Origin of the sequence: Streptomyces sp. NPDC058307, from assembly GCF_042880295.1 — a bacterium.
GTDB lineage: Bacteria > Actinomycetota > Actinomycetes > Streptomycetales > Streptomycetaceae > Streptomyces.
The window spans coordinates 1-22130 of the sequence record NZ_JBHVYZ010000100.1; the positions used below are offsets into that span (position 1 = coordinate 1).

General features: G+C 71.5%; 20 protein-coding genes. 8 read left to right on the forward strand and 12 right to left on the reverse strand.

Annotation, left to right across the window (positions count from 1 at the left end; translation table 11 throughout):
• Nucleotides 1-54: 54 nt before the first annotated feature.
• The 4 genes from mtnK to ACFVYN_RS39025 are packed head-to-tail and all read right to left on the reverse strand — an operon-like array spanning nt 55 to nt 4909.
• Nucleotides 55-1227, reverse strand: coding sequence for an S-methyl-5-thioribose kinase (gene mtnK / locus ACFVYN_RS39010; protein ID WP_390007120.1), 1173 nt, complete (start codon nt 1225-1227; stop codon nt 55-57).
• An 8-nt stretch (nt 1228-1235) separates the two neighbouring features.
• Nucleotides 1236-2282, reverse strand: coding sequence for an ABC transporter permease (locus ACFVYN_RS39015; protein ID WP_390007122.1), 1047 nt, complete (start codon nt 2280-2282; stop codon nt 1236-1238).
• 25 nt (nt 2283-2307) lie between these two features.
• A complete protein-coding gene (locus ACFVYN_RS39020; RefSeq protein WP_390007124.1) occupies nt 2308-3825 on the reverse strand; it encodes a sugar ABC transporter ATP-binding protein in 1518 nt (505 codons plus the stop codon).
• Nucleotides 3812-4909 (reverse strand): substrate-binding domain-containing protein, encoded by a 1098-nt coding sequence (locus tag ACFVYN_RS39025; RefSeq protein WP_390007126.1) that lies wholly within the window; start codon nt 4907-4909, stop codon nt 3812-3814. Before ACFVYN_RS39025 ends, ACFVYN_RS39020 begins: the two co-directional genes overlap by 14 nt.
• Before the next feature lie 516 nt (nt 4910-5425).
• On the opposite strand from ACFVYN_RS39025, the gene ACFVYN_RS39030 reads away from it, so the two are divergent.
• Genes ACFVYN_RS39030 through mtnB form a run of 3 tightly spaced genes read left to right on the forward strand, consistent with a single transcriptional unit; the run spans nt 5426 to nt 7346 of the window.
• The gene (locus tag ACFVYN_RS39030; protein ID WP_390007127.1) at nt 5426-6025 is read left to right on the forward strand and encodes an acireductone dioxygenase; all 600 of its coding nucleotides are present in this window, start codon (nt 5426-5428) and stop codon (nt 6023-6025) included.
• Nucleotides 6022-6741 (forward strand): acireductone synthase, encoded by a 720-nt coding sequence (gene mtnC, locus ACFVYN_RS39035; RefSeq protein WP_390007129.1) that lies wholly within the window; start codon nt 6022-6024, stop codon nt 6739-6741. Before ACFVYN_RS39030 ends, mtnC begins: the two co-directional genes overlap by 4 nt.
• Nucleotides 6738-7346 carry a methylthioribulose 1-phosphate dehydratase gene (mtnB, locus tag ACFVYN_RS39040; RefSeq protein ID WP_390007131.1) on the forward strand — a complete coding sequence of 203 codons (609 nt, stop codon included), beginning with the start codon at nt 6738-6740 and terminating at the stop codon, nt 7344-7346. The genes mtnC and mtnB overlap by 4 nt, the downstream gene beginning before the upstream one ends.
• A 49-nt stretch (nt 7347-7395) precedes the next feature.
• Here the strand turns inward: mtnB and mtnA are convergent, their stop codons facing one another.
• The gene (mtnA, locus tag ACFVYN_RS39045; protein WP_390007133.1) at nt 7396-8427 is read right to left on the reverse strand and encodes an S-methyl-5-thioribose-1-phosphate isomerase; all 1032 of its coding nucleotides are present in this window, start codon (nt 8425-8427) and stop codon (nt 7396-7398) included.
• Nucleotides 8428-8604: 177 nt separating this feature from the next.
• On the opposite strand from mtnA, the gene ACFVYN_RS39050 reads away from it, so the two are divergent.
• Nucleotides 8605-9276, forward strand: coding sequence for a FadR/GntR family transcriptional regulator (locus ACFVYN_RS39050; protein WP_390007136.1), 672 nt, complete (start codon nt 8605-8607; stop codon nt 9274-9276).
• Between the two features lie 157 nt (nt 9277-9433).
• Nucleotides 9434-10450, forward strand: coding sequence for a PAC2 family protein (locus ACFVYN_RS39055; protein ID WP_390007139.1), 1017 nt, complete (start codon nt 9434-9436; stop codon nt 10448-10450).
• Nucleotides 10451-10515: 65 nt separating this feature from the next.
• On the opposite strand, the gene ACFVYN_RS39060 is transcribed toward ACFVYN_RS39055, so the two are convergent.
• The 5 genes from ACFVYN_RS39060 to ACFVYN_RS39080 form a co-directional block, all read right to left on the reverse strand.
• Complete coding sequence (locus ACFVYN_RS39060) at nt 10516-11445, reverse strand: SMP-30/gluconolactonase/LRE family protein (RefSeq protein WP_390007142.1); 930 nt, start codon at nt 11443-11445, stop codon at nt 10516-10518.
• 214 nt (nt 11446-11659) lie between these two features.
• Complete coding sequence (gene mshC / locus ACFVYN_RS39065; protein WP_390007145.1) at nt 11660-12889, reverse strand: cysteine--1-D-myo-inosityl 2-amino-2-deoxy-alpha-D-glucopyranoside ligase; 1230 nt, start codon at nt 12887-12889, stop codon at nt 11660-11662.
• A gap of 131 nt (nt 12890-13020) precedes the next feature.
• Entirely contained in the window at nt 13021-13833 is an 813-nt protein-coding gene (locus ACFVYN_RS39070; protein ID WP_390007148.1) for an SCO1664 family protein, read from the reverse strand.
• Nucleotides 13797-14387: a DUF3090 domain-containing protein gene (locus tag ACFVYN_RS39075; protein WP_390007151.1), complete on the reverse strand. Its 591-nt coding sequence runs from the start codon at nt 14385-14387 to the stop codon at nt 13797-13799. Before ACFVYN_RS39075 ends, ACFVYN_RS39070 begins: the two co-directional genes overlap by 37 nt.
• Nucleotides 14388-14492: 105 nt before the next feature.
• Entirely contained in the window at nt 14493-15179 is a 687-nt protein-coding gene (locus ACFVYN_RS39080) for a histidine phosphatase family protein (RefSeq protein ID WP_390007153.1), read from the reverse strand.
• A 62-nt stretch (nt 15180-15241) separates the two neighbouring features.
• Here ACFVYN_RS39080 and corA point away from each other — a divergent pair, with 62 nt between their 5' ends.
• Nucleotides 15242-16237 carry a magnesium/cobalt transporter CorA gene (gene corA / locus ACFVYN_RS39085; RefSeq protein WP_390007156.1) on the forward strand — a complete coding sequence of 332 codons (996 nt, stop codon included), beginning with the start codon at nt 15242-15244 and terminating at the stop codon, nt 16235-16237.
• An 18-nt stretch (nt 16238-16255) separates the two neighbouring features.
• Here corA and ACFVYN_RS39090 read toward each other — a convergent pair whose 3' ends face one another.
• Nucleotides 16256-17044 carry a ferritin-like domain-containing protein gene (locus ACFVYN_RS39090; RefSeq protein WP_390007159.1) on the reverse strand — a complete coding sequence of 263 codons (789 nt, stop codon included), beginning with the start codon at nt 17042-17044 and terminating at the stop codon, nt 16256-16258.
• A gap of 227 nt (nt 17045-17271) precedes the next feature.
• Nucleotides 17272-18327 (reverse strand): LLM class F420-dependent oxidoreductase, encoded by a 1056-nt coding sequence (locus ACFVYN_RS39095; RefSeq protein ID WP_390007162.1) that lies wholly within the window; start codon nt 18325-18327, stop codon nt 17272-17274.
• A gap of 174 nt (nt 18328-18501) precedes the next feature.
• Here ACFVYN_RS39095 and ACFVYN_RS39100 point away from each other — a divergent pair, with 174 nt between their 5' ends.
• Nucleotides 18502-19485: an aldo/keto reductase gene (locus ACFVYN_RS39100; RefSeq protein WP_390007164.1), complete on the forward strand. Its 984-nt coding sequence runs from the start codon at nt 18502-18504 to the stop codon at nt 19483-19485.
• Complete coding sequence (locus ACFVYN_RS39105; RefSeq protein WP_390007167.1) at nt 19482-22016, forward strand: helix-hairpin-helix domain-containing protein; 2535 nt, start codon at nt 19482-19484, stop codon at nt 22014-22016. The genes ACFVYN_RS39100 and ACFVYN_RS39105 overlap by 4 nt, the downstream gene beginning before the upstream one ends.
• Nucleotides 22017-22130 lie beyond the last annotated feature (114 nt).

Sequence of the window (22130 nt, forward strand, 5' to 3'; positions counted from 1 at the left end):
CGTGCCGGACGTGCCGAGCGCCAGTTCGTCGTCGGGCACACGACCGCAGAGTGTTCAGACGAGTGACGCCACGAGATCGCGTACGGCGCTCGGCGATGACAACTCAGCGCGACGCACGATGAGTTCGCGACCGAGCAGCAGTGCTCGCCGGGATGCCGGGACCTGGTCCGGGAGCGTGGTGAGGTCCGTCAGGTGGGCGAAGCCGATGATGCGGCGGATGATCTCCGTACCCGCGTAGCCGAGGGACTCCGTCCAGACGTTCCTCAGGAAGCGGTCCAGGTAGGCGTCGTCGAAGAACGTGTCCACCCGGGTCGGCCACAGGCGGCGGAACTCTGTCTCGAAGGCCTCCCAGGACAGCCGGAGTTGGTCGGCGTGGTCGGTCAGGCCGCCCAGCGCGCGGGCCCGTTCCTCCGAGACCAGGGCGTTGGCCCAGTACAGGCCGATATCGAAGCCGATGGGGCCCACGAAGGAGAACTCGGGGTCGAAGACCCGGACGACCTGGGCCCCTTCGCGCTCGCCCACCATGATGCTGCCGGTGTGCAGGTCTCCGTGGAGGAGTGCCTGGGCGCCGGTCATGAACAGGTGCCTGAGCTCGGCCACCTCCGTGCGCAGCGTCGCGTCCGCGCGGAAGGCGGCGGCCAGGTCGTCCACGCCCTCGTGCCAGTGGTTGTGCTCGTGCTCGATGTACGGCTCCGACAGCACCACGTCTTCCGTGATCTTGCAGAGCTCGGGGCTCACCGAGGCCGCGATCAGCGCCTTGCGTTCGGCGGACGGCATGCCGAAGTCACTGGTGGCGAAGGAGAGCCGGGCCACCAGTTCGCCGACGCGGGCCGAGGTGTGGGGGCCGTACGAGGCGCCCTCGTTCAGGAGGGTGCGCAGGACCTCCAGGTCCGACATGTCCTCCATGACGAGCGCGTAGTTCTCGCCGTCGTAGCCGTGGATCGCCGGTATCTCGTCGGGGGCGACCTTCGCGATCTGCTCGTAGGCGCGGGCCTCGGCGTCGGCGCGGTCCGGGTTCATCGGCCAGGACGGGCCCGCCACGCGCACCCACGGCAGGGCCTGCTTCACGGCGAGGCTGCGGCTGCCGTCAGGCGAGGAGGCGAGGAAGACCCGGTTCATGTTGCCGTCGGAGACCTCCCGTACGGCGATGTCGCCCAGGTCGTCCCAGTGGCCGCGCTCGCGCAGGTACGCCGGGATGTCGTCGGTCTCCAGGATGCGGTAGCCCATGTGTCTCCTCAAGACGTACGGCGCTTGGACAGGGTGAAGCTGAAGACCAGGGCGAGGATGAGGACCGCGCCCTCGACGACGTCCTGGGTGTAGTACGGCAGGCCCTTGATGGTCAGGCCGGTGGTGATGATGCCGATGAGGACTGCGCCGAGGGCCGTGCCCCAGACGTTCGGGCGGCCGCGGCCGAGGACCGACGTGCCGACCAGGGCCACGGCGACCGCCTCCAGGAGCTGGGAGGTTCCGGCGGAGACGTCGCCCTGGCCGATGCGGGAGGCGAGGATCAGGCCGCCGATGGAGGCGAGGACGCCGGAGACGACGTAGGCCAGTGCCCGGTAGGCGCCGACGCGGATGCCGGCCAGGCGGGAGGCCTCCGGGTTGGCGCCGATCGCGTAGAGGACCCGGCCCCAGCGGGTGCGGGCGAGGAACACCCAGGCGGCGACCGTCAGACCGCCGAAGATCAGGACCGAGACGGGGATGCCGAGCACGGTGCCGCGGTCGATGCGCAGGAAGCCCGCGGTGAACCGGCCGGGGGCGGTGGTGCCGTCGTCCAGGGTCATCCCCGGGGTGATCGACTGGCCGTCGACCAGGATCAGCTTGCCGCCCTGGATGACGAACATGGTGCCGAGGGTCGCGAGCATGTCGGGGATCTTCAGTACGACGATGAGCAGGGCGTTGAGCAGGCCCGCGAGGGCGCCCGCCACGAGGACCGCGATGATCGCGACCGTGCCGACCTGGTTCTGGACGACCATCGTCTGGGCGGCGACCGAGACGCCGAGGCCCGCGACCGCGCCGACGGACATGTCCATTCCGCCGACGGCCATGGTGAGGGTGACGCCGAGGCCGAGGATCGCGGCGACGGAGACGTACCGCAGGGTGTCGAGGAGGGTCGCCGACTCGCGGAAGGAGCCCTCGCTCAGCGCGAAGTACAGGAACAGCGCGACCGTGACGAAGATGAAGCCGTACTTGATGACGGCGTTCTGTACGCGTACGGCGGTGCTGTCGGCGGGCGGGAGCGCCGCCTTCGTGGGGACTTCCGTGCTCTGGGTGGTGGTCATGGCGTAGTTCCTCAGGGAGCCGGGGTCACACGGACGCGGAGATGGTCTGGATGACGCGGTCGCGTTCCGCGTCCTCGCCGTACGCGTCGAGGTGGATCTCACCGGTGGCGAGCACGACGACCCGGTCGGCGATCTCCAGGACCTCGTCGACGTCGGCGGACAGGACGAGCACGGCGGCGCCCTCGGCGGCCAGCGTCCGGGCCCGGCGGCCGATGTCACGCCGGGCACCGATGTCCACGCCTCGGAACGGCTCGTCCAGGATGAGGACACGGGGGGTCTCGGCGAGCCAGCGGCCGACGACGACCTTCTGCTGGTTGCCGCCGGACAGCTCCTCCACGGTGCTGTGCTCGTCACGGGCGACCACGCCGAGGGCCTCGATGGTGTGGCGGCCGAGGGCGTCCTCCTTGGCCGTGTTCACCAGTCCCGTCCTGGACAGCGACTTCAGGAACGGCAGCGAGATGTTCTGGGCCAGGGTCCAGCCGGGGACGAGCGCGTCGGCGTGCCGGTCCTCGGGGACGAGGTGGACGCGCTTGCGGATCGCGTCGGAGGGCCTTCTCGGCGCGTACGGTGTGCCGTCCAGCTGGACGGACCCGGCCGCGAAGGGCTCGGCGCCGAACAGGCCGCGGGCCAGTTCGGTCTTGCCCGCTCCCAGCAGGCCCACTACTCCGGTGACTTCGCCGGTGCGCAGGTCGAGGTCGAGCGACCGGCCCTCGAAGAGCTGTACACCGCGCAGGGAGAGGGCGACCTCGCCTTCGGCGCCTTCCCGCACCGGCCGCGCCGTCGTCGCCTCCTGGGCCTGGGCCAGCATCGCGCGCAGAGCGCTGTCCCAGTCGAAGGGCTTGGTCTGGTCCTCGGTGAGACGGCCGTCCCGCAGGACGACCAGGCGGTCGGCGAGCGCGTCGATCTCGCCGAGGCGGTGGGAGACGTAGAGGACCGCGATGCCGTCGTCGCGCATCCTCTCGACGAGCGCGAAGAGGCGTTCGGCCTCGGTGGCGGACAGGGCCGAGGTGGGTTCGTCGAGGATCAGCAGCCGGGGGCGGGTCGCGAGGGCGCGGGCGAGGATCAGCAACTGGCGGTCGGAGATGCCGAGTTCGCTCACGTCGCGGCGCAGCACCGAGTCGCTCCAGCCGAGCTCGAGGCCCGCCTGGATCTCGCGGGCCCGCGCCAGGACGCGGCGCCTGTTCAGGAACGGGTTGCCGCGCGCCTGTGCCAGCTCCTCGAAGACCAGGTTCTCGGCGACCGTGAGGCCCGGCACGATGCCCTCGCCGATGCGCTGGTGCACGGTCTGGATGCCCAACTGGCGGGCGGCGAGCGGGGACCGCAGGGCCGCGGGCTCGCCGGCCACCCGCACCTGGCCCCCGTGGTCCGTGTGCACGCCCGACAGGATCTTGATCAGCGTGGACTTTCCGGCGCCGTTCGCGCCGAGCAGCGCGGTCACGCTGCCCGGGGCGATGTCGAGGGTGACGGAGGCCAGGACGGTCTTGCCACCGAACGCCATGCTGACGTCGGTGAGCGCGACAGCGGGAGCCTCAGTGGGCGACATTCGCGATCCAGTCGGCGGTCGACACCTGCGACAGGTTCAGCGCGGGCAGCGCCTCACGCAGCTGGTCCATGTTCGCGATCTTCTTCTCGCGCAGGAAGTCCTGGGTGATGGCGACGGCCGGGAACTCCACCGAGGTCTTGTTCAGCTGACCGGCCAGCTCCAGGGCGGCCGTACGGACGACCGCGGCGCCGACCGCGGACGGGTCGGTGCCCGCCGTGGCGACCCACGGGCTGTCGGCGGCGGTCATCTGCTGGATGTCGGCGTTGGAGACGTCCGCGCCGAAGACCTTCACCTTGTCCTGGAGCTTCTTGTTCTGCACCGCGAGGACCGTGCCCTTGGCCAGCTCGTCGTAGGGGGCGAAGACGCCGGTCACGTCGGAGTGCTGGGTGAGCGCGGCGGAGACCAGGGGAACGTTGTCGGTGGCCGTGGAGTCGGTGACCTTGCCGACCTTGAACTGCTGCTTCCAGCCCTGCGCGGCGACTTCCTTGGCCCAGACGGTGTTCCGCTTGTCGAGGGCGGCGTAGCCGGCGACGTTGACGTAGCCGACCTTGGCGTTCTTGCCGAGGTCCTTGGACATCACGTCGAGGACGGCCTGCGCCATGCTGGCGTCGTCCTGCTCGGTGCTCACCACGCCCTTGGTGGGGGTCTCGACGTCGTAGACGACGACCTTGATGCCCTTCTTGACGGCCTTGTCGATCTCCGGCTGGATCGTGGCCGGGAAGCCGTGGTCGATGATGATCGCCTTGGCGCCGGAGTTGATCGCCGAGGAGAGGTCGGTGGCCTGCTTGGCGTTGTCGGCCTGGGCGTCGTACACGGTCAGGTCGATGCCGAGGGCCTTGGCCTGGGCCTTGGCGCCGTTGCCCCACTGCTCGAAGTAGTCGCCGGCGCCGCTCTGCCGGACCAGGGCCACCTTGACCGCGCCCGCGCTGAAGGGGGCGGGCTTCTTGCCGGTGGCGGCCGAGGCGGAGGCGGCGGTGCCGCCGGTGTTCTTCGACGCGTCCGTGGACTGCGAGCAGCCCGCGAGCGCGAGGGCGGAGACGGACGCGAGGGACAGCGCGGCGAGGGGCAGACGGGTACGGGACATGAGGGGCTCCAGGTACGGGGTGAGGAAGACAGAGGGAGTGCGTCTCCCGGAGCGAGCGAAAGAAATGCGCCACCGATGTCAGGGGTGGCGGGGCGCGCGAGGGCTCCGGGAGGGGTCAGCGACAGCTGGCTGTGGTCGACCGGAGCAAGTCCACGTACAGCCGCCGCACGAGCAGCAGCGTCTTCATACGCAGATCATGTGAACGTTTTCAGCCACACGTCAAAGATATGGAACCGCATTCTCAGCAGGTGAGACAACGACTACGTCACACCGGAGCGCCTGCCTGCCCGGAGTTACCATCGCAGGACCGGCACCCGACCCGGCACAGTGAGGCTCCGATGACGACACCTGGCGCGAAAGCGATGTGTATGCCCGGCATGCACCGCTGTCCCGGCGCGTCGTGTCGCGGCTGACCCACCCTCGCCGACCGTCCTTCGCCGCTCCTCTTCCTCCCTCGCCCGTCCGGTGCTTGTCTCGGTATCCGGACTTTCCTTCCAGAACCCCGGAGTTGCTCCCATGACGCTGCTGACCACCTGGTCCGAGTCCGGCCCCGAGACCCTGGTCCGCCGCACCTCGGACCCCGCCGAGATCGCCGAGGCGCTCAAGCCGATCGGTGTGCGCTACGAGCAGTGGCCGATCCGCGAGGACGTCCCGTTCGACGCCGACAGCGAGACGGTCTTCGCCGCCTACGGCCCCGAGATCGACAAGCTGAACGCCGAGGAGGGCTTCACCACCGTCGACGTCCTCGGTCTGCACCCGAGCGAGGACCCGGAGTTCCCGGCGAAGGCCAAGGCGGCCCGCGAGAAGTTCCTCCAGGAGCACACCCACGACGACGATGACGAGGTCCGCTTCTTCGTCTCCGGCTCCGGCATCTTCTATCTGCACGTGAACGGCGAGGTGCACGCGGTCTTCTGCGAGAAGGGCGACCTGCTCGGCGTGCCGCGCGGCACCACGCACTGGTTCGACATGGGCACCCGTCCGTCCTTCACCGCGATCCGCTTCTTCCACGAGGAGGACGGCTGGGTCGGCACCTTCACCGGCTCCCCCATCGCCTCCCGCTTCCCGGACTACGACACCATCGCGGCCGGCTACGAGGCCGACAGGACCACCGCATGACGTTGCGCTACGACGTCGACGCCGTGGTGCTCGACATCGAAGGCACCACGAGCGCCACGGGGTTCGTCGTCGACGTGCTGTACCCGTACTCGCGCTCGCGGTTCGCCGCGCTGCTCACCGAGCGGTCCGGGGACCCGGAGGTGGCACGGGCGGTCGCCCGGGTCCGCGAGGAGATCGGCGAACCGGACGCCGACGCCGCCCGCGTCGAGAAGGCGCTCAACACCTGGCTCGACGAGGACCGCAAGGCGACCCCGCTCAAGACCCTCCAGGGCATCGTCTGGTCCGAGGGCTTCGCCCGCGGCGACCTCGTCTCGCACTTCTACGACGACGTCGTACCGCGGCTGCGCGCCTGGCACGCCGCGGGCGTACAGCTCCACGTCTACTCGTCGGGGTCCGTCGCCGCACAGCGGGCGTGGTTCACCAACAGCCCGGAGGGCGACCTCACCTCGCTGGTCTCCGGGCTCTACGACACCGAGAACGCCGGGCCCAAGCAGGAGGCGGGGTCGTACCGCCGGATCGCCTCGGCTACCGGCATCGCGCCGGGCCGTCTGCTGTTCCTCTCCGACCGGCCCGGCGAGCTGGACGCGGCCCGTGAGGCCGGCTGGCATGCCGTCGGGATCCGGCGGCCCGGGGAGCCGTACTTCGAGCAGGGCGTCGGCGACCACGCCGCGGCGGGGACGTTCGACGAGATCACCGTTTCAAGGAGCACTTCGTGACCGCCGACATCAGCGCACTCGACCTGGAAGAGGCGGGAGCGGTCCTCGCCGCCGAGTCCGCCCGCTTCGCCTCCTTCGGCTGGATGCGGGGGACCTCCGGGAACCTGTCCGTGGTGCTCTCGCGTGAGCCGCTGCGGCTCGCCGTCACCGCCAGCGGGCACGACAAGGGTGAACTGACGCCCGCCGACGTGGTGCTGGTCGACGGTCAGGGCGCGGCCGTGCAGGGCGGGAAGCCGTCCGCCGAGGCCGAGCTGCACGCGCGTGTCGCGGCGCTCACCGGGGCCGGTGCCGTGGTCCACGTGCACACCGTCGCCTCGGTGGCCATGGGCCGGCGGGAGCCGGGCGGGATCGTCTTCAGCGACCTGGAGATGCTCAAGGGCGTCGGCCGGCCCGCGCACGACGTCGAGGTGACTCTGCCGGTCATCGCCAACAGCCAGGACATGAAGGTGCTCGGGGACCGCCTGGAGGCGGCGCGGGACCCCGGGATGCCGGCGGTGGTCGTGGCCGGGCACGGGCTGTACGTGTGGGGTGCGGATCCCCGCCAGGCCCGGCATCACACCGAAGTGGTGGAGTGGCTGCTGGAGTTGGAGCTGACGGGCCGCTGAGGCACCGGGAGGGGACCCCGCTGCCGGATCCCCTCTTTCGCCCGGGCGGCTACTTCAGCCGGTCGCCCGGGAGTTCGCCCGCCGAGACCTCCAGCACGCCCCGCTCGGTCACCAGGCCGGTCACCAGGCGCCCCGGTGTCACGTCGAAGGCCGGATTGTGGCCGCGGGACTGCGCCGGAGCCGTCCGCACGCCGCCCCACTCCAGCACCTCGGACCCGTCGCGCAGTTCGATGTGGATGTCGTCGCCGCTCTTGGTGGAGAGATCGACCGTCGTGGTCGGTGCCGCCACCAGGAACGGGATGCCCGCGTCGGCGCAGGCGAGGGCGAGGGCCACCGTGCCCACCTTGTTCGCCGTGTCGCCGTTCGCCGCGATGCGGTCCGCGCCGACGATCGCCGCGTCGACCTCCCCGCGCAGAATCGTTCCTGCCGCGGCCCCGTCCGCCTGGACGTAGTGCGGGATGCCTTCCTGGACCAGCTCCCAGGCGGTGAGCCGGGACCCCTGGAGCAGGGGACGCGTCTCGTCGGCGTAGACGACCTCCAGGCGTCCGCGCGCGTGCAGTTCACGGATGACACCGAGGGCGGTGCCCCACCCCGCGGTCGCCAGCGCACCGGTGTTGCAGTGCGTGAGGATCCGCAACGGGCGGTCCAGGCCGACCCGTTCGAGCAGCCAGTCCGCACCGAACGCACCCATCGCCCGGTTCGCCGAGACGTCCTCCCGCTGGACCGCCCCGGCCTCCTCCAGCACCGCGTCGAGCCCCTCCTCGAAGCGGGTCATCACCCGGTCCACGCACACCATGAGATTGACGGCGGTCGGGCGGGCCTCCCGGACCCGGGCGACGGCCGCGCGTATCTCGACCTCGGACCACCCCTTGCGCTCCCCCTCGATCAGAGCCAGCGCGACGCCGTAGGCCCCGGCCGCCCCGATGGCCGGGGCGCCGCGCACGACGAGGCGCTGGATCGCGTCGACCAGAGTGTCCACATCGCGGACGACCTTCGTCTCGGTGCGATCCGGGAGCAGCGTCTGGTCGATGAGCGCGAGGCCGGATCCGGTCCATTCGACAGCACGCAGTTCCTGGGGCATTTCGGGACACTCCTGATATTGCGGTGGGTCTCGCCACCGTACATGGCCTGGGCGAACGACCCGGTCGGCGGTCCGCTCCGACCTGCCGGGCCTGGAAGCGCCCCGCCTGCGCAGAGCTCATAATGAGCTGAGACATCCGACGTCTCAGCGCACCGCGGGGCGAGAAGGAGGCCGCACATGGCTGTCACCGACGAGGCGATCGAGAAGATCAAGGGCATGATCGTCTCCGGCGCGCTCCGCCCCGGCGACCGGCTCCCCAAGGAGAGCGAGCTCGCCTCCGAGCTGGGGCTGTCCCGCAACTCGCTGCGCGAGGCCGTACGGGCGCTGTCGCTGATCCGCATCCTGGACGTACGGCAGGGCGACGGCACGTACGTGACCAGCCTGGATCCGCAACTCCTGCTGGAGGCGCTGAGCTTCGTCGTGGACTTCCACCGCGACGACACGGTCCTGGAGTTCCTGGCCGTGCGCCGCATCCTGGAGCCGGCCGCCACCGCGATGGCCGCCTCCCGGATCAGCGAGCAGCAACTGGACGCGCTGGGCGCACAGTTGGACAAGCTCGGCGACAGCCCGTCGGTGGAGGAACTGGTCGCCAGCGATCTCGACTTCCACCGCGGGATCGTGCAGAGCTCCGGCAACTCCGTCCTGTGCTCCCTCATGGACGGCCTGTCCGGGCCCACCACCCGGGCCCGCATCTGGCGCGGCCTGACCCAGGAGGACGCGGTCAGCCGCACCCTGCACGAGCACCGGGCGATCCTGGCGGCCCTGCGGGACCGGGACGGCGAGGCGGCCCGCTCCTGGGCGACAGTCCACATCGCGAGCGTCGAACAGTGGCTGCGCTCCACTCTGTGAGCCGCTCCGGGGACGGCCTGCCCGAAGGGCGGGGTGTTCGGGGGTGGCGAACGGGGCAGTGATCGTTCACTCCCCCGTGCAAGGGGGCTGCGGGCGCCCCCGCCGGACGCCGTAAGGTTGGTGCGTTAGGCGAGGGCACGTCGGAAGGAGGCGCTGGGTGATCGAGCTCGAGGGGGTTCCCGAGCTGATCGACCCGGTCATGGTGGCCGCGTTCGAGGGCTGGAACGACGCCGGCGACGCCGCCTCCACCGCGGTCGCGCATCTGGACAAGGAGTGGAAGGGCGAGGTGTTCGCGGCGCTCGACGCCGAGGACTACTACGACTTCCAGGTGAACCGCCCCACGGTGTGGCTGGACGGCGGAGTGCGCAAGATCACATGGCCGACGACAAGGTTGTCGGTGGTCCGCGTCGGCGGTGACAAGCCGCGCGATCTCGTACTCGTCCGGGGTATCGAACCGTCGATGCGTTGGCGCTCGTTCTGCAACGAGCTGCTGGGCTTCGCCCACGAACTGGGCGTGGAACTGGTGGTGATCCTGGGCGCGTTGCTCGGTGACACCCCGCACACGCGTCCGGTGCCGATCAGCGGGACCACGTCCGATCCGGACCTGGCCCAGCGGATGGACCTGGAGGAGACCAAGTACGAGGGCCCCACGGGCATCGTCGGCATCCTCCAGGAGGCGTGCACCCACGCGGGCGTGCCCGCGGTGTCGTTGTGGGCGGCCGTACCGCACTACGTGTCGCAGCCGCCGAACCCGAAGGCGACGCTGGCCCTCCTGAACCGTCTGGAGGACCTGATCGACGTACGGATCCCGCTGGGCGAGCTGGGCGAGGACGCGCGCGCCTGGCAGGTGGGCGTGGACCAACTGGCCGCCGAGGACAGCGAGGTCGCGGAGTACGTCCAGACGCTGGAGGAGGCCCGGGACACCGCGGAGCTGCCGGAGGCCTCGGGCGAGGCGATCGCCCGGGAGTTCGAGCGGTACCTGCGGCGCCGGGACGGCGGCCAGCCGGGTCAGCCGGGCGGACACGCGACCGCGGACGGCAGCGACAGTACGACCTATCTGCGGGACGGCCCCGGTGGTCGTACGAAGCCTCCCAAGGCGCCGAAGCCGGAGGCGGAGACGGAACCGGAGCGCGAGCCGGAGACGGACGACGAGGACTCCTCGTCGGAGGACTGAGCCGGTGCCGGGGTCGGTCAGGATGGTGAGGGCGGTGCGCGGGATGCGCACCGCCCTCGACCGTGTCAGACCTGCCGCACCGCCACCGCGTCGTAGTCGGTGGTGGGCGTCGGCTCCACGTCGAAGCGCGCGTTGGGCAGATACAGCCGCCCGCCCCAGGCCGCGACCGTGGTCGGGATGCGGAAGCGCGGGTCGGTGATCCGGGTGATCGCGGTACCCCTGGTACCGGCGTCGTTCAGCCGGAACACGTCGATCGCGTTCTGCCGTTGCTGGACGGCGTAGAGGATCCGGCCGAGCAGCAACAGGCCGTCGCCGTTGGGGAGTTTCGCCCCGCCCAGGTCGACGGTACGCGCGGCGCCGGTGCGCGGGTCGACCCGCAGGAGAGTGCCGCCGTCCGCGAAGTCGTTCACCACGAGCAGGGCGCGGCCGTCAGGTGTGCGCTCGATGCCGTTGGCCGTGAAGTCGGGGCCCTGCTGCCAGTCCCCGGTCAGCGGTACGGTCGTCAGCGCGCCCCTGGCCAGTTTGTAGAGCACCGGCTTGAAGGAGTCGGTGAACCAGGCGGCGCCCGGGGTGAGCACGACGTCGTTCACGAAGGTGCCGCCGGTGGCGTACACCTGCTCGGTCTCCCCGGAGCGCGCGTCGACGGTTCGTATCTCGGCGCTGTCGCCGCCGGCGAGGAAGAGTCTGCCGTGCCGGTCGATCTTCAGGCCCACGGTCGGGCGCCCCGAGCCCTTCGCGACGACCTTGCCGCGGCCGGTGGCCAGGCTCGCCCGGTAGATGTCGCCGTTCGCGAGCGAGCCGAAGTAGGCGTACGGCTCGGAGCCGATGGTGATGCCCTCGGGCTGGAAGCCGTCGGGGAGGGGGAACTGCGCGGGCCACGCGGCGTGCCGGGCATCGGCCGCGTGTGCGGTGCCGCCGAGCAGGGCCGCTCCGGTCAGCGCGGTGGTCGTGGTCAGGAATGTGCGACGTGCGAAGGAACGGTCTGCGAGTGCCACGGTGCGTCCTTCTGCAAGGGGCCGGCGCAGGGCCGGCCGAACGGTCGAGCGACGCTTCCACCCCATCACATGACGGCCGCCTCCACCGGCTTAATCCCCATGAACTCCCGCCGGGACAGAGGGTGTTCGGACCGGCGACTGAAAGACGAAAGGGGCGCTTGTCTCCGCGGAGAGGAAGCGCCCCTTGCCGCTGCGGCTTCTGAACGAGGCCGTTCTAGAGGGCCACGCCGAGCAGCGCGTCCACCGCACGTGTCACCACACCGGGCGCGCCCATGTCGGTACCGCCCTGCTCCTGCTGCGCGACGGCCCAGCGGTCGACGGCGGTCAGCGCGGTGGGCGCGTCGAGGTCGTTCGCGAGGGCCTCGCGGATCTCCTCGACAAGTGCCTCTGCCGACGGGCCGTCCGGGCGCGAGACGGCGGCACGCCAGCGGCCCAGCCGGTCCACGGCGTCCTGGAGGACCTGGTCGGTCCACTCCCAGTCGGCACGGTAGTGGTGGGCGAGCAGCGCCAGCCGGATGGCGGCGGGGTCGACGCCCTCGCGCCGCAGCTGCGACACGAAGACCAGGTTGCCCTTGGACTTGGACATCTTCTCGCCGTCGAGGCCGACCATGCCGGCGTGGACGTACGCCTTGGCCATGGGGAACTCGCCGGTCAGCACCTGGGCGTGCGAGGCGCCCATCTCGTGGTGCGGGAAGGCGAGGTCGGAGCCGCCGCCCTGGACGTCGAAGCCCATGCCGAGGTGGTCGAGGGCGATCGCGACGCACTCGATGTGCCAGCCGGGGCGTCCCCGGCCGAGCGAGGCGCCGTCCCAGCTCGGCTCGCCCTCGCGGGCGGCCATCCACAGCATGGGGTCGAGCGGGTTCTTCTTGCCCGGACGGTCCGGGTCGCCGCCGCGCTCGGCGGACAGCAGCCGCATGGCGGCCGCGTCGAGGTTCGAGACCTGGCCGAAGTGCGGGTCGGACTCGACGGAGAAGTAGACGTCCCCTTCGAGTTCGTAGGCGGCGCCGGCGTCCCGCAGCCGCTCGACGAGCGGCACGATCCCGGGTATCGCCTCGACCGCGCCGATGTAGTGCCGCGGGGGCAGCATCCGCAGGGCCGTCATGTCCTCGCGGAAGAGGGTCGTCTCCTTCTCGGCGAGGGCGGCCCAGTCGAGGCTGTCCCGCTCGGCGCGCTCCAGGAGCGGGTCGTCGATGTCGGTGACGTTCTGGACGTAGTGAACCTGGCGCTTGGTGTCGAGCCACACGCGCTGCACGAGGTCGAACGCGTTGTAGGTCGCCGCGTGCCCCATGTGGGTGGCGTCGTACGGCGTGATGCCGCACACGTAGAGACGGGCGACAGGACCGGGGTCGAGGGAGACCAAGCCACCGGTCGCGGTGTCGTGGATCCTCAGGTCGCGGCCCTGACCAGGCAGGGCGGGGACCTCGGAAGCGGGCCAGGCATGCATGTCATGAGCCTAACCGGACGGATGTTCCGTATACGAACCGGACCGGGCCGGATGGCCGGTAAGGCCTTCTTGCGCCTTACCGGCCTATGTGCAGTAGGCCTGTGCGCAGTGGGCCTGTGCGCAGTGTCCTGCTAAACGGGCGGCCAGGGAATGGCCGGCCACTCGCCGCTCGGTTCCGGGTGCTTCCCGGAGTCCAGCAGCGTGTCGACACGCGCGCGCGTGGCGTCGAGTTCGACCGGGGTGATCAGCGCGGCCAGCCGGGTGCCCAGCTCGCCCGACAGGGCCTCCTTGAGGCCTTTCAGGACCTCGACCGCCTCCCCCGTCAAAGGCTCCCCCGCCCAGCCCCACAGCAGGGTCCGCAGCTTGTTCTCGACGTTGAAGGTCACTCCGTGGTCGATGCCGTAGAGCCGGCCGCCCTCGGCGGGCAGCAGGTGGCCGCCCTTGCGGTCCGCGTTGTTGATCACGGCGTCGAGCACGGCGAGCCTGCGCAGCCGCTCGTCGTCCGCGTGCACCAGCAGCGCGGTCCTGCCCTCGCCGACGTCGGCGAAGCCGATGGCCTTCCAGCCCGGCTCGGGCTCCTCGCCGTCGACCAGGGCGAGCAGCTCACTGCCTGGCACGCCCTCGATCCAGAGCTGGCACATGCCCTCGCCGTAGGGCCCGTCCCGCAGCACGGTGGGCGGCACCAGGCCCCAGCCGGTCGCCTCGGACACCTCGTAGGCGGCGACCTCGCGCTGGGCGAGGGTGCCGTCGGGGAAGTCCCACAGAGGTCGCTCGCCGCGGACCGGCTTGTAGACGCAGAGGAGCTCCTGGCCCTCGTACGCGACGGAGCAGTGCAGCACCGCGTTGGAGGCGTCCCGGATCTGTCCGCGTACCGTCAGCTCACCCCGGGCGAGCAGCTCTGCCGTGCTCACGCTCCGCGGCGGTATCCGTTCTGGCGCGGACATACGTGTCCTTCCGGGTCGAGCGGGAGGCTGCACAGCGGGCACGGCGGCCGCCCCGCGTTGACGACGTCCAGGGCGCGCTTGGCGAAGGCCCGGGCCTGCGCGCCGGTGAGCCGGACCCGCAGCATCGGGGGTCCGTTCTCCTCGTCCTGGAGGAGTCTCTCCTCGGCCTCGGCGAGGTCCTCCTCGGAGTCGGCCTCCAGCTCCACGAGGGCCTGCGCCTCGACGATCATGCGCTGCTCCTCGCCGTCCCAGGCGAGGGCCATGGTTCCGACCCGGAACTCCTCCTCGACGGGGGTGTCGAGGGGCGCGGTGTCGGCGATCTCGACCGGCGGCACGGCCGGCACGGGGGCGCTGCCGCCACTGCGGCGCACGACCTCGTCGAGGAGTTCTTCCATCCGCTCGGCGAGGGCGGCCACCTGCGTCTTCTCCAGGGCCACGCTGGTCACTCGGGGGCCGGCCGTGGCCTGGAGGAAGAACGTACGGCGCCCTGGCAGTCCGACCGTGCCGGCCACGAAGCGGTCCGGCGGGTCATAGAGGAACACCTGACGGGACACGTCCTGTCTCCATTGGATTCGTGAGTACGGTAACGACGGCAACGACGGGAACGTCCGTGCGTGAACGCGCTTGGGTGAACCGCTTCACCCTACTGCGCCCGACGATCACGGTGCGCCCGCACCACCACCGACCGGGGCGTCACCGCCCGCGGCCTCCTCGCGCGGCACCAGGGAGGCGAAGTCACCGGTGTCGCCGAGGCGGAGGAGAAACGGCCTCAGCCGGGTGTAACGGATGACGGTGATGGAACACGGTTCTACAGAGATCCTCTGGAAGAGGTCGAGATGAAGTCCGAGTGCGTCGGCGACGAGCGACTTGATGATGTCGCCGTGCGAGCACATCAGATAGACGGCGTCGGCTCCGTGATCGCGCTCCACGCGCGCGTTCCACTCGCGTACGGCCTCGGCCGCGCGCGTCTGCATCGCTCGCATGGACTCGCCGCCGGGGAACGCGGCCGCCGACGGATGCGCCTGGACGACCTCCATGAGCGGCTCGTCGCCCAGTTCGGCGAGCTTGCGCCCGGACCAGTCGCCGTAGTGGCACTCGCCGATGCGCTCCTCGCTGTGCGCGGGGAGGCCCGGCCGGGCGTCGAGCAGCGGCTGGATGGTTTCCTGGCAGCGCTGCAGGGGGCTGGCGACGACCTCGGAGATCGGCACGCCCTCGAGGCGTCCGGGCAGCGAGGCGGCCTGTGCGGCGCCGCGCTCGTCCAGGGCGACCCCGGGCGTCCACCCGGCGAGCAGCCCCTCGGTGTTCGCGGTGGATCGTCCGTGCCTGACAAGGATCAACGTGGGCATGCGGCCCAGAGTAGGCGTACGCCGGACCGCGGCGTCGTTCGAGCGATGGGAGAACACGCTCCGTGATCGTTGACTGTGCCATCTACCGGGAGGGGCACCGCTCGGAGGGGCCCGAGGACCTGTCGGACGCGCTGGACCAGGCGCGGCTGGCGGGCGGGTTCGTCTGGATCGGGCTTCACGAGCCGTCGGCGAAGGAGTTCGAGCTGGTCACGAAGGAGTTCGGGCTGCATCCGCTGGCGGTGGAGGACGCCCTCAAGGCGCATCAGCGGCCCAAGCTCGAGGTGTACGACGACTCGCTGTTCGTGGTCCTCAAGCCGGTGGTGTACGAGCAGGAGAGCGACACCGTGTCCACCGGCGAGGTCATGCTCTTCCTCGGCGACGCCTTCGCGGTGACGGTCCGTCATGGCGTGGGCTCGCCGCTGAAGGCCGTACGGGAGCGCCTGGAGCAGGAACCGAAGCTGCTCGGCAAGGGGCCCACCTCGGTGCTGTACGCGGTGGCCGACGCCGTCGTGGACCACTACCTGGAGGTGGCGACGGAACTCGGCACCGACCTGGAGGAACTGGAGGCGGAGGTGTTCTCGCCGGACGGCGGCGGTTCGCGGGGCACCGCGTCGCGGATCTACACCTTCAAGCGGCAGATCCTGGAGTTCCGCCGGGCCACCGTCCCGCTCTCGATGCCGCTGACCCGGCTCGCGGGCGTCGGGGCGTACGGCGGGACGGTGCCGTTCGTCAACGACCGGGCGCGGCCCTTCTTCCGGGACGTCAACGACCACCTCGCGCGCGTGAACGAGTCGGTGGAGGGCCTGGACCGGCTGGTGTCGGACGTCCTGTCGGCGCATCTCGCGCAGATGAGCGTCCGGCAGAACGACGACATGCGGAAGATCTCCGCGTGGGCGGCCATGGCGGCGATCCCCACGATGATCGCGGGGATCTACGGCATGAACTTCGACCACATGCCCGAGCTGCACTGGGTGTGGGCGTACCCGGCGGTGATCGCGCTGATGGGCGTGCTGGAGATGCTGCTGTACCGCACGTTCAAGCGCCGGGGATGGCTCTGAGGGTCCTTCTGGCGGACCCTAGGCGAGCTCGGGGGCCGGTGTGGCGGGTCCGCCGAGGGCGTCGCGGCGGTCGGGCACCTTCAGGGAGACCATGCGGCGCCAGCCGCCCAGGCGCTCGTAGGCGTACATCGCGTGGATGCCCGCCGCGAGCACCGCCGACTTGGCCTTCGGCCAGCCCAGGATCCTGCCCATGTGGGCCATGGCCGCGAGGCTGACGTCCCGGTAGACGCGGATCTCGGCGAGCGCGCACGTACGCAGGGTGCGCTGGATGTACGGGCCGTGTCCGGCGGCCGCGAAACGCAGCAGTTCCTCGTGGGTGTACGCGAGGTGGTTGTCCTCGTCGTGGGAGATCATCTTGACGGCGTTGCCGACCTGGGGGTGGTCGGCGAAGAACTTCCGCAGCAGCACCATCTGGTCCGCGGCACGCTGTTCGGTCACCCGGCTGTGGGCCAGGTACGTGATGATGTCGGCCACGGTGAGCGGCTGGTCGGCCTTGAGCTTCTCGTGGGCGAGACCGATGCCCTGCTTCTCCAGGAGCATCGTGTAGTCCGTCTCCGGCGGGACGGGGACGGGTTGGAGTCCGCGCTTCTTCATCAGGGCGTTGAAGATCCGCCCGTGCTTGTCCTCGTCGGCGCCGTGCCGGGAGATCTTGGGGGCGAGGCCACGTTCGCCCGGCGGCACCAGAGCGGCGATCCGGGCGTTCTCCCAGCCGCCCTGCGCCTCCCCGCTTGCGGCGATGGAGCAGAACAGCCGGAAGGACTCGTCGTGGTCGAGGATCTCCTGGAACAGGCTCTTGGCCGAAAGCATCGTGGGGCACCTCTCTGCCGGACTCCGCGGCAATCCGCAAAGAAAGAGTCAAATGCGGCGCGAGGGGTGCCGCAACAGCTGTGCCGGACAACTCCGCCAAAAGGAGGACCAGCGGGGTCACGCCGGGGCGTAACCGCGCGGGCGTGGGCGCGTTGAATCACGTGACGGCCGTGGCGGGGAAGACCCCCGAGCCCCCACCACGGCCGTAGAACTTCTCTGAGCGCCGGTTACGCGAGTCCGGCGCGCTCCAGGGCCTCGGTGCCGGCGCGGAGCGAGGCGAGGCGCTCGTCGAGGGTGAAGCCGGCGGGGGCCAGGGTCAGGGTGGTGACGCCGGCCGCCGCGTACTCCTTCATGCGGTCCGCGATGCGGTCCACGGAGCCGAGCAGTGTCGTCTTGTCGATGAGGTCGTGCGGGATGGCGGCCGCGGCGCCGTCCTTGTCGCCGGCCAGGTACTTGTCCTGGATCTCGGCGGCCGCCGCCTCGAAGCCCATGCGCTGGGCGAGCTGGTTGTAGAAGTTCTGCTTGCGGCTGCCCATGCCGCCCACGTACAGCGCGGTGTAGGGGCGGAAGGTGTCGGCGAGCGTGGTGACGTCTTTGTCCTCACCCAGGGCGAGCGGGAGCGTCGGGGCGATGTCGAACCCGTCGAGCGTCCTGCCCGCCTTCTCGCGCCCGGCGCGCAGATGCCGGATCGCGGTGTCCTCCAGGTGCTCGGCGGAGGGGAAGATCAGCAGGGCGCCGTCGGCGATCTCGCCGGTCTGCTCCAGGTTCTTCGGGCCGATCGCGGCGATGTAGAGCGGGATGTGCTCGCGCTCGGGGTGCACGGTCAGCTTGAGCGGCTTGCCGGGACCGCCGGGCAGCGGCAGCGTCCAGTGCTGTCCCTCGTAGGAGAGGCGCTCGCGCGACATGGCCTTGCGCACGATCTCGACGTACTCACGCGTGCGTGCCAGCGGCTTGTCGAACTTGACGCCGTACCAGCCCTCCGAGACCTGCGGTCCCGAGACACCGAGGCCGAGGCGGAAACGGCCGCCGGAGAGGGAGTCGAGGGTGGCGGCGGTCATCGCGGTCATCGCCGGCTGGCGGGCCGGGATCTGGAAGATGGCCGAGCCGACGTCGATGCGCTCGGTCTGGGCGGCGACCCAGGTGAGCACGGTGGCCGCGTCCGAGCCGTAGGCCTCGGCGGCCCAGCAGACGGCGTATCCGAGCCGGTCGGCCTCCTGGGCGACGGCGAGATTGTCCGCGTCCATTCCGGCGCCCCAGTAGCCGAGGTTGATCCCGAGCTGCATGGCCGATTCCCCTTACCGATCAGTAACGTCCTTGTCGGCAGACCTTAGCGCGGCGGGGCTCGCCGGGGCAGGTCGCGGCCCGTGCCGTGCCGGGGCGCGTTTCTCGCGCACCTGTCCCAATCCGTTGTCCACAGGCCCCCACGCGACAGGGTGTGGCCAGTAATCTCGGCGTTCATGGAGCAGAGGCATCTCGGCCGTACCGGCCTGCGTGTGTCCCGCATCGGGCTCGGCACCCTCACCTGGGGCAGGGACACCGACGAGCACGACGCGGCGGACCTCCTGAAAACATTCTGGGAGGCAGGCGGGACGCTGGTCGACACGGCGGACGTGTACGGCGACGGGGAGGCGGAGTACCTGCTCGGACGCCTCATAGAGGGCCTGGTCCCGCGGCGGGACCTGGTCATCTCGACCAAGGCGGGCAGCGTGCCCGACCCGGACATCCGGGTCGACTGCTCGCGCGGACATCTGCTCTCCGCGCTGGACGACTCGCTGGCCCGGCTAGGCACGGACTACGTCGACGTCTGGCACATCCACTCCTACGACCCCTGCACCCCGCTGGAGGAGACGCTCCAGGCCCTCGACCTGGCCGTCAGCAGTGGCCGCGTCCGCTATGCCGGGGTCTCCAACTTCTGCGGCTGGCAGCTCGCCAAGGCGGGGACCTGGCAGCTGGCGGCGCCCGGGACGCGGACCCGGCTGGCCGCCACGCAGCTGGAGTACTCGCTGCTGCAGCGCGGCATCGAGCGGGAGGTGCTGCCGGCCGCGCTCGACCTGGGCATCGGGCTGCTGCCCTCCTCGCCGCTGGGGCGGGGTGTCCTGACGGGCAAGTACCGTGACTCCATCCCGGCCGACTCGCGGGGTGCCTCGGAGCATCTGGCGCCGTTCGTCGCGCCGTACCTCGACGACACCGCGAGCCACATCGTGGACGCGGTGACCACGGCGGCCGACGGGCTCGCGGTCACGCCGCTCCAGGTTGCCCTCGCGTGGGTCCGGGACCGGCCGGGGGTGACCGCGCCGATCGTCGGCGCGCGCAACTCGCAGCAGCTCACGGCGGCATTGTCAGTGGAGGCCCTTAGTCTTCCTGACGAGATCTGCCGGGCGCTCGACGATGTGTCGGCGCCCGTGCACCGCTATCCCGATCACGACTGGAGCACGCTGTGAGCACGGAGCCGGAGCCCACGGAGACGACCGAGCCGGGGACGCGGGGCGCCGCACCGGAGCCGCAGGGCACGGGGGGAGCACCGGGCTCGGAGACGGACGGCGCCGGGGCGGGCGCCGGGGGCGGCGAAGCGGGGTCGGCGGAGGCGGCCGGGGGGCCGCACGCCGACAGTGACGAATCGACGGGCCGGGAGGCTGCGGGGGCAGACCGAAGCGGCGGGGGTGACGGGGGCTTCGCCGGGGCCTCTGCGAGCGGCGGTGAGACGGGGCCGAGCGGGACCGGTGCAGGCGGCGACGAAGGCGTCGAGACGGATTCCGGCGACGGTAGTGAGCCAGGGCCGGGCGAAGGTGATGCCGGTGCCGGTGAAGCGGGGGTGACCGAGGGCCACAGCGGTGATGCGGAGGGCGCGGCCAAGGCCCAGCTGTCCGAGGCCGAGGCCGAGTTGGCGGCGCAGCGGATCGAGCAGGAGCGGATCGCCCGGCGCAAGGCCGAGAAGCAGGGGCCCGTCGAGAGCGGGACCAAGCTCAGCGGGAAGGCGGCCGATCTCCTCGCGGCCGTACGGGCGGTGGAGAGCGGGGCGAAGCCCGTGACCGCCGTCTTCAGTGAGCCCGAGCCACCGCGTCGCCCCGCCCAGGAGCCGGTGCGGCCCCGGCCGGTGTCTGCGGAGGCTGCCGGTTCCGGCGGCGCGGTCGGTGTCGCCGGTTCCGTCGGCCCGACCGCACCGGAGACCGTGGAGGCCGTACGGCGGGTGCTGACCGAGGGTGGGGCGCCGGAGGCCCTCGCGGCGCAGGTCGCCGCGGTCCTCGGGGAAGGGGCCGACGAACAACTGCGGGCGGACCCCTGGCAGTTGCTGCGGGTCACGGGCGTACGGCCCGAGCAGGCCGACGGGTTCGCCCGGGCGCTGCTCGGCGCGGAGTGCGCACCGGACGACGAGCGGCGGGGGCGGGCGGTCACCGTCTGGCTCCTGGAGCAGGCGGCGCTCGCCGGGCACACCGCGCTGGAGATGCCGGCGCTCACCGCCGCGCTGGCCCAGCGGGCCGTGCCGGACGTGGAGGCGGCCGTACAGAGCACGATCGCCGAGGCCGAGGCCCTGGTCTTCCAGGACGCCCTCGACCCCGCGGCACCGGAGCCCGCGGAGGACGACGAGGAGGGGGCGGAGCGGCCGGTCCGCGTCCTGGTCGGGCTCGAGCGGTACGCCCTCGCGGAGGAGAGCCTCGCCGACGGGCTGGCCCGGCTGATCAACTCCGTGCCGAAGGAGGACGGTTCGGCCGGGGACTGGGAGCGCGCCGCAGCGTCGGCCGAGGGTTCGGCCGCCGAGCTGATCCGCGCGGTCGCGGCGGATGGCCTGGTCCTGCACACCGGCGGCGAGGCGTCCCTGACGGAATTGGCGGCACTGCTGGCCGCGGCGCGAGGGCTGGGCCTGCGCGCGTGGGCGGCCACCCACGGCCCGGTGGGCCGCGACCGCTTCGGCGCCCTGCTGGAAGCCGGCCGGCCGGACGCCCCTGGCTCGGACGGGGCCGCGGGGCACGACACCGCCTACGCCGAGCCCGGCCGACCGGGGGACTTGGTGTCGCCGGAGCCCGTCACCACCGTCGCCGGGCTGCTCTCCGGGGCTGAAGGGCCGGGTCGGGACGGAGACGGGGCGTTCGCTCTCGACCTCCTCGTCGTGCTCGACGCGCCCCAGCTGGACGTCGAGACGGCCGCGCTGCTCGTGGAGTCCTTGCCGGACGGGGCGCGGCTGGTGCTGGCCGGGGATCCGGCGGTGCTGTGGTCGGTGGGGCCGGGGCGGGTGTTCGCGGATCTTCTCGCCGCGCGGATCTGTCCGCAGGTCGCCTCACGGAGGCCGGACCCCGGCCCCCTGGGCGAGCTGGTCTCCGGGATCGGCATCGGTGAGCTGAACCAGGTCGAGGCCCCCGGCAAGGAGGTCGTGATCGTGCCGGTGCGGGACGCCGGCGAGGCCGTGCACCGGACCGTGCAGCTGGTCGCGGACTCGGTGCCGCGGGCCATCGGGGTCCCCGCCGAGGAGACCCAGGTGATCACCCCGGGCCACGGGGGCGCCGCGGGCACCCGCGTCCTGAACGCCGCTCTGAAGGAGCGTCTCAACCCCGGCCCCGGCCGCTTCGGCGGATTCGACCCCGGTGACCGCGTCGCCTACTCCCCCGTGCCGGGCCGTACGCTCCCGGGCCAGGTGGTGGGGGCCGACGCGGACGGCCTGCACCTGAACTGCTCCGGTGAACCCGTCGTCGTACCGAAGGAGCGGGTGGAGCAGTCCGTGCGGCACGGCTGGGCGCTGACCGCGCACCAGGCGGTGGGCGGCCGCTGGCCCGCGGCGGTCGTGGTGCTGCCCGGGGACGCGGCGCAGGCCCTGAGCCGGCCCTGGGTCTACACGGCGTTCGGCAGGGCGGACCGCCATCTGTCCGTGGTCCACGGCGTGGAACAGGCCCTCGCGAAGGCGGTCGCCGAGATCCCTGCCAAGCCGCGGACGACTCGGCTGCCCACTCTCCTCAGGACCCAGTCGCCGACGGCCGGCTGACCCGTACGAAAAGGGCGCGGCCCCGGAGATCATTCCTCCGGGGCCGCGCCCGCAAGTTGCGCCGCGCGGTCTCTTATAAAAAAAAACCAGCCCACGAGAACCAAGAATAAAGCG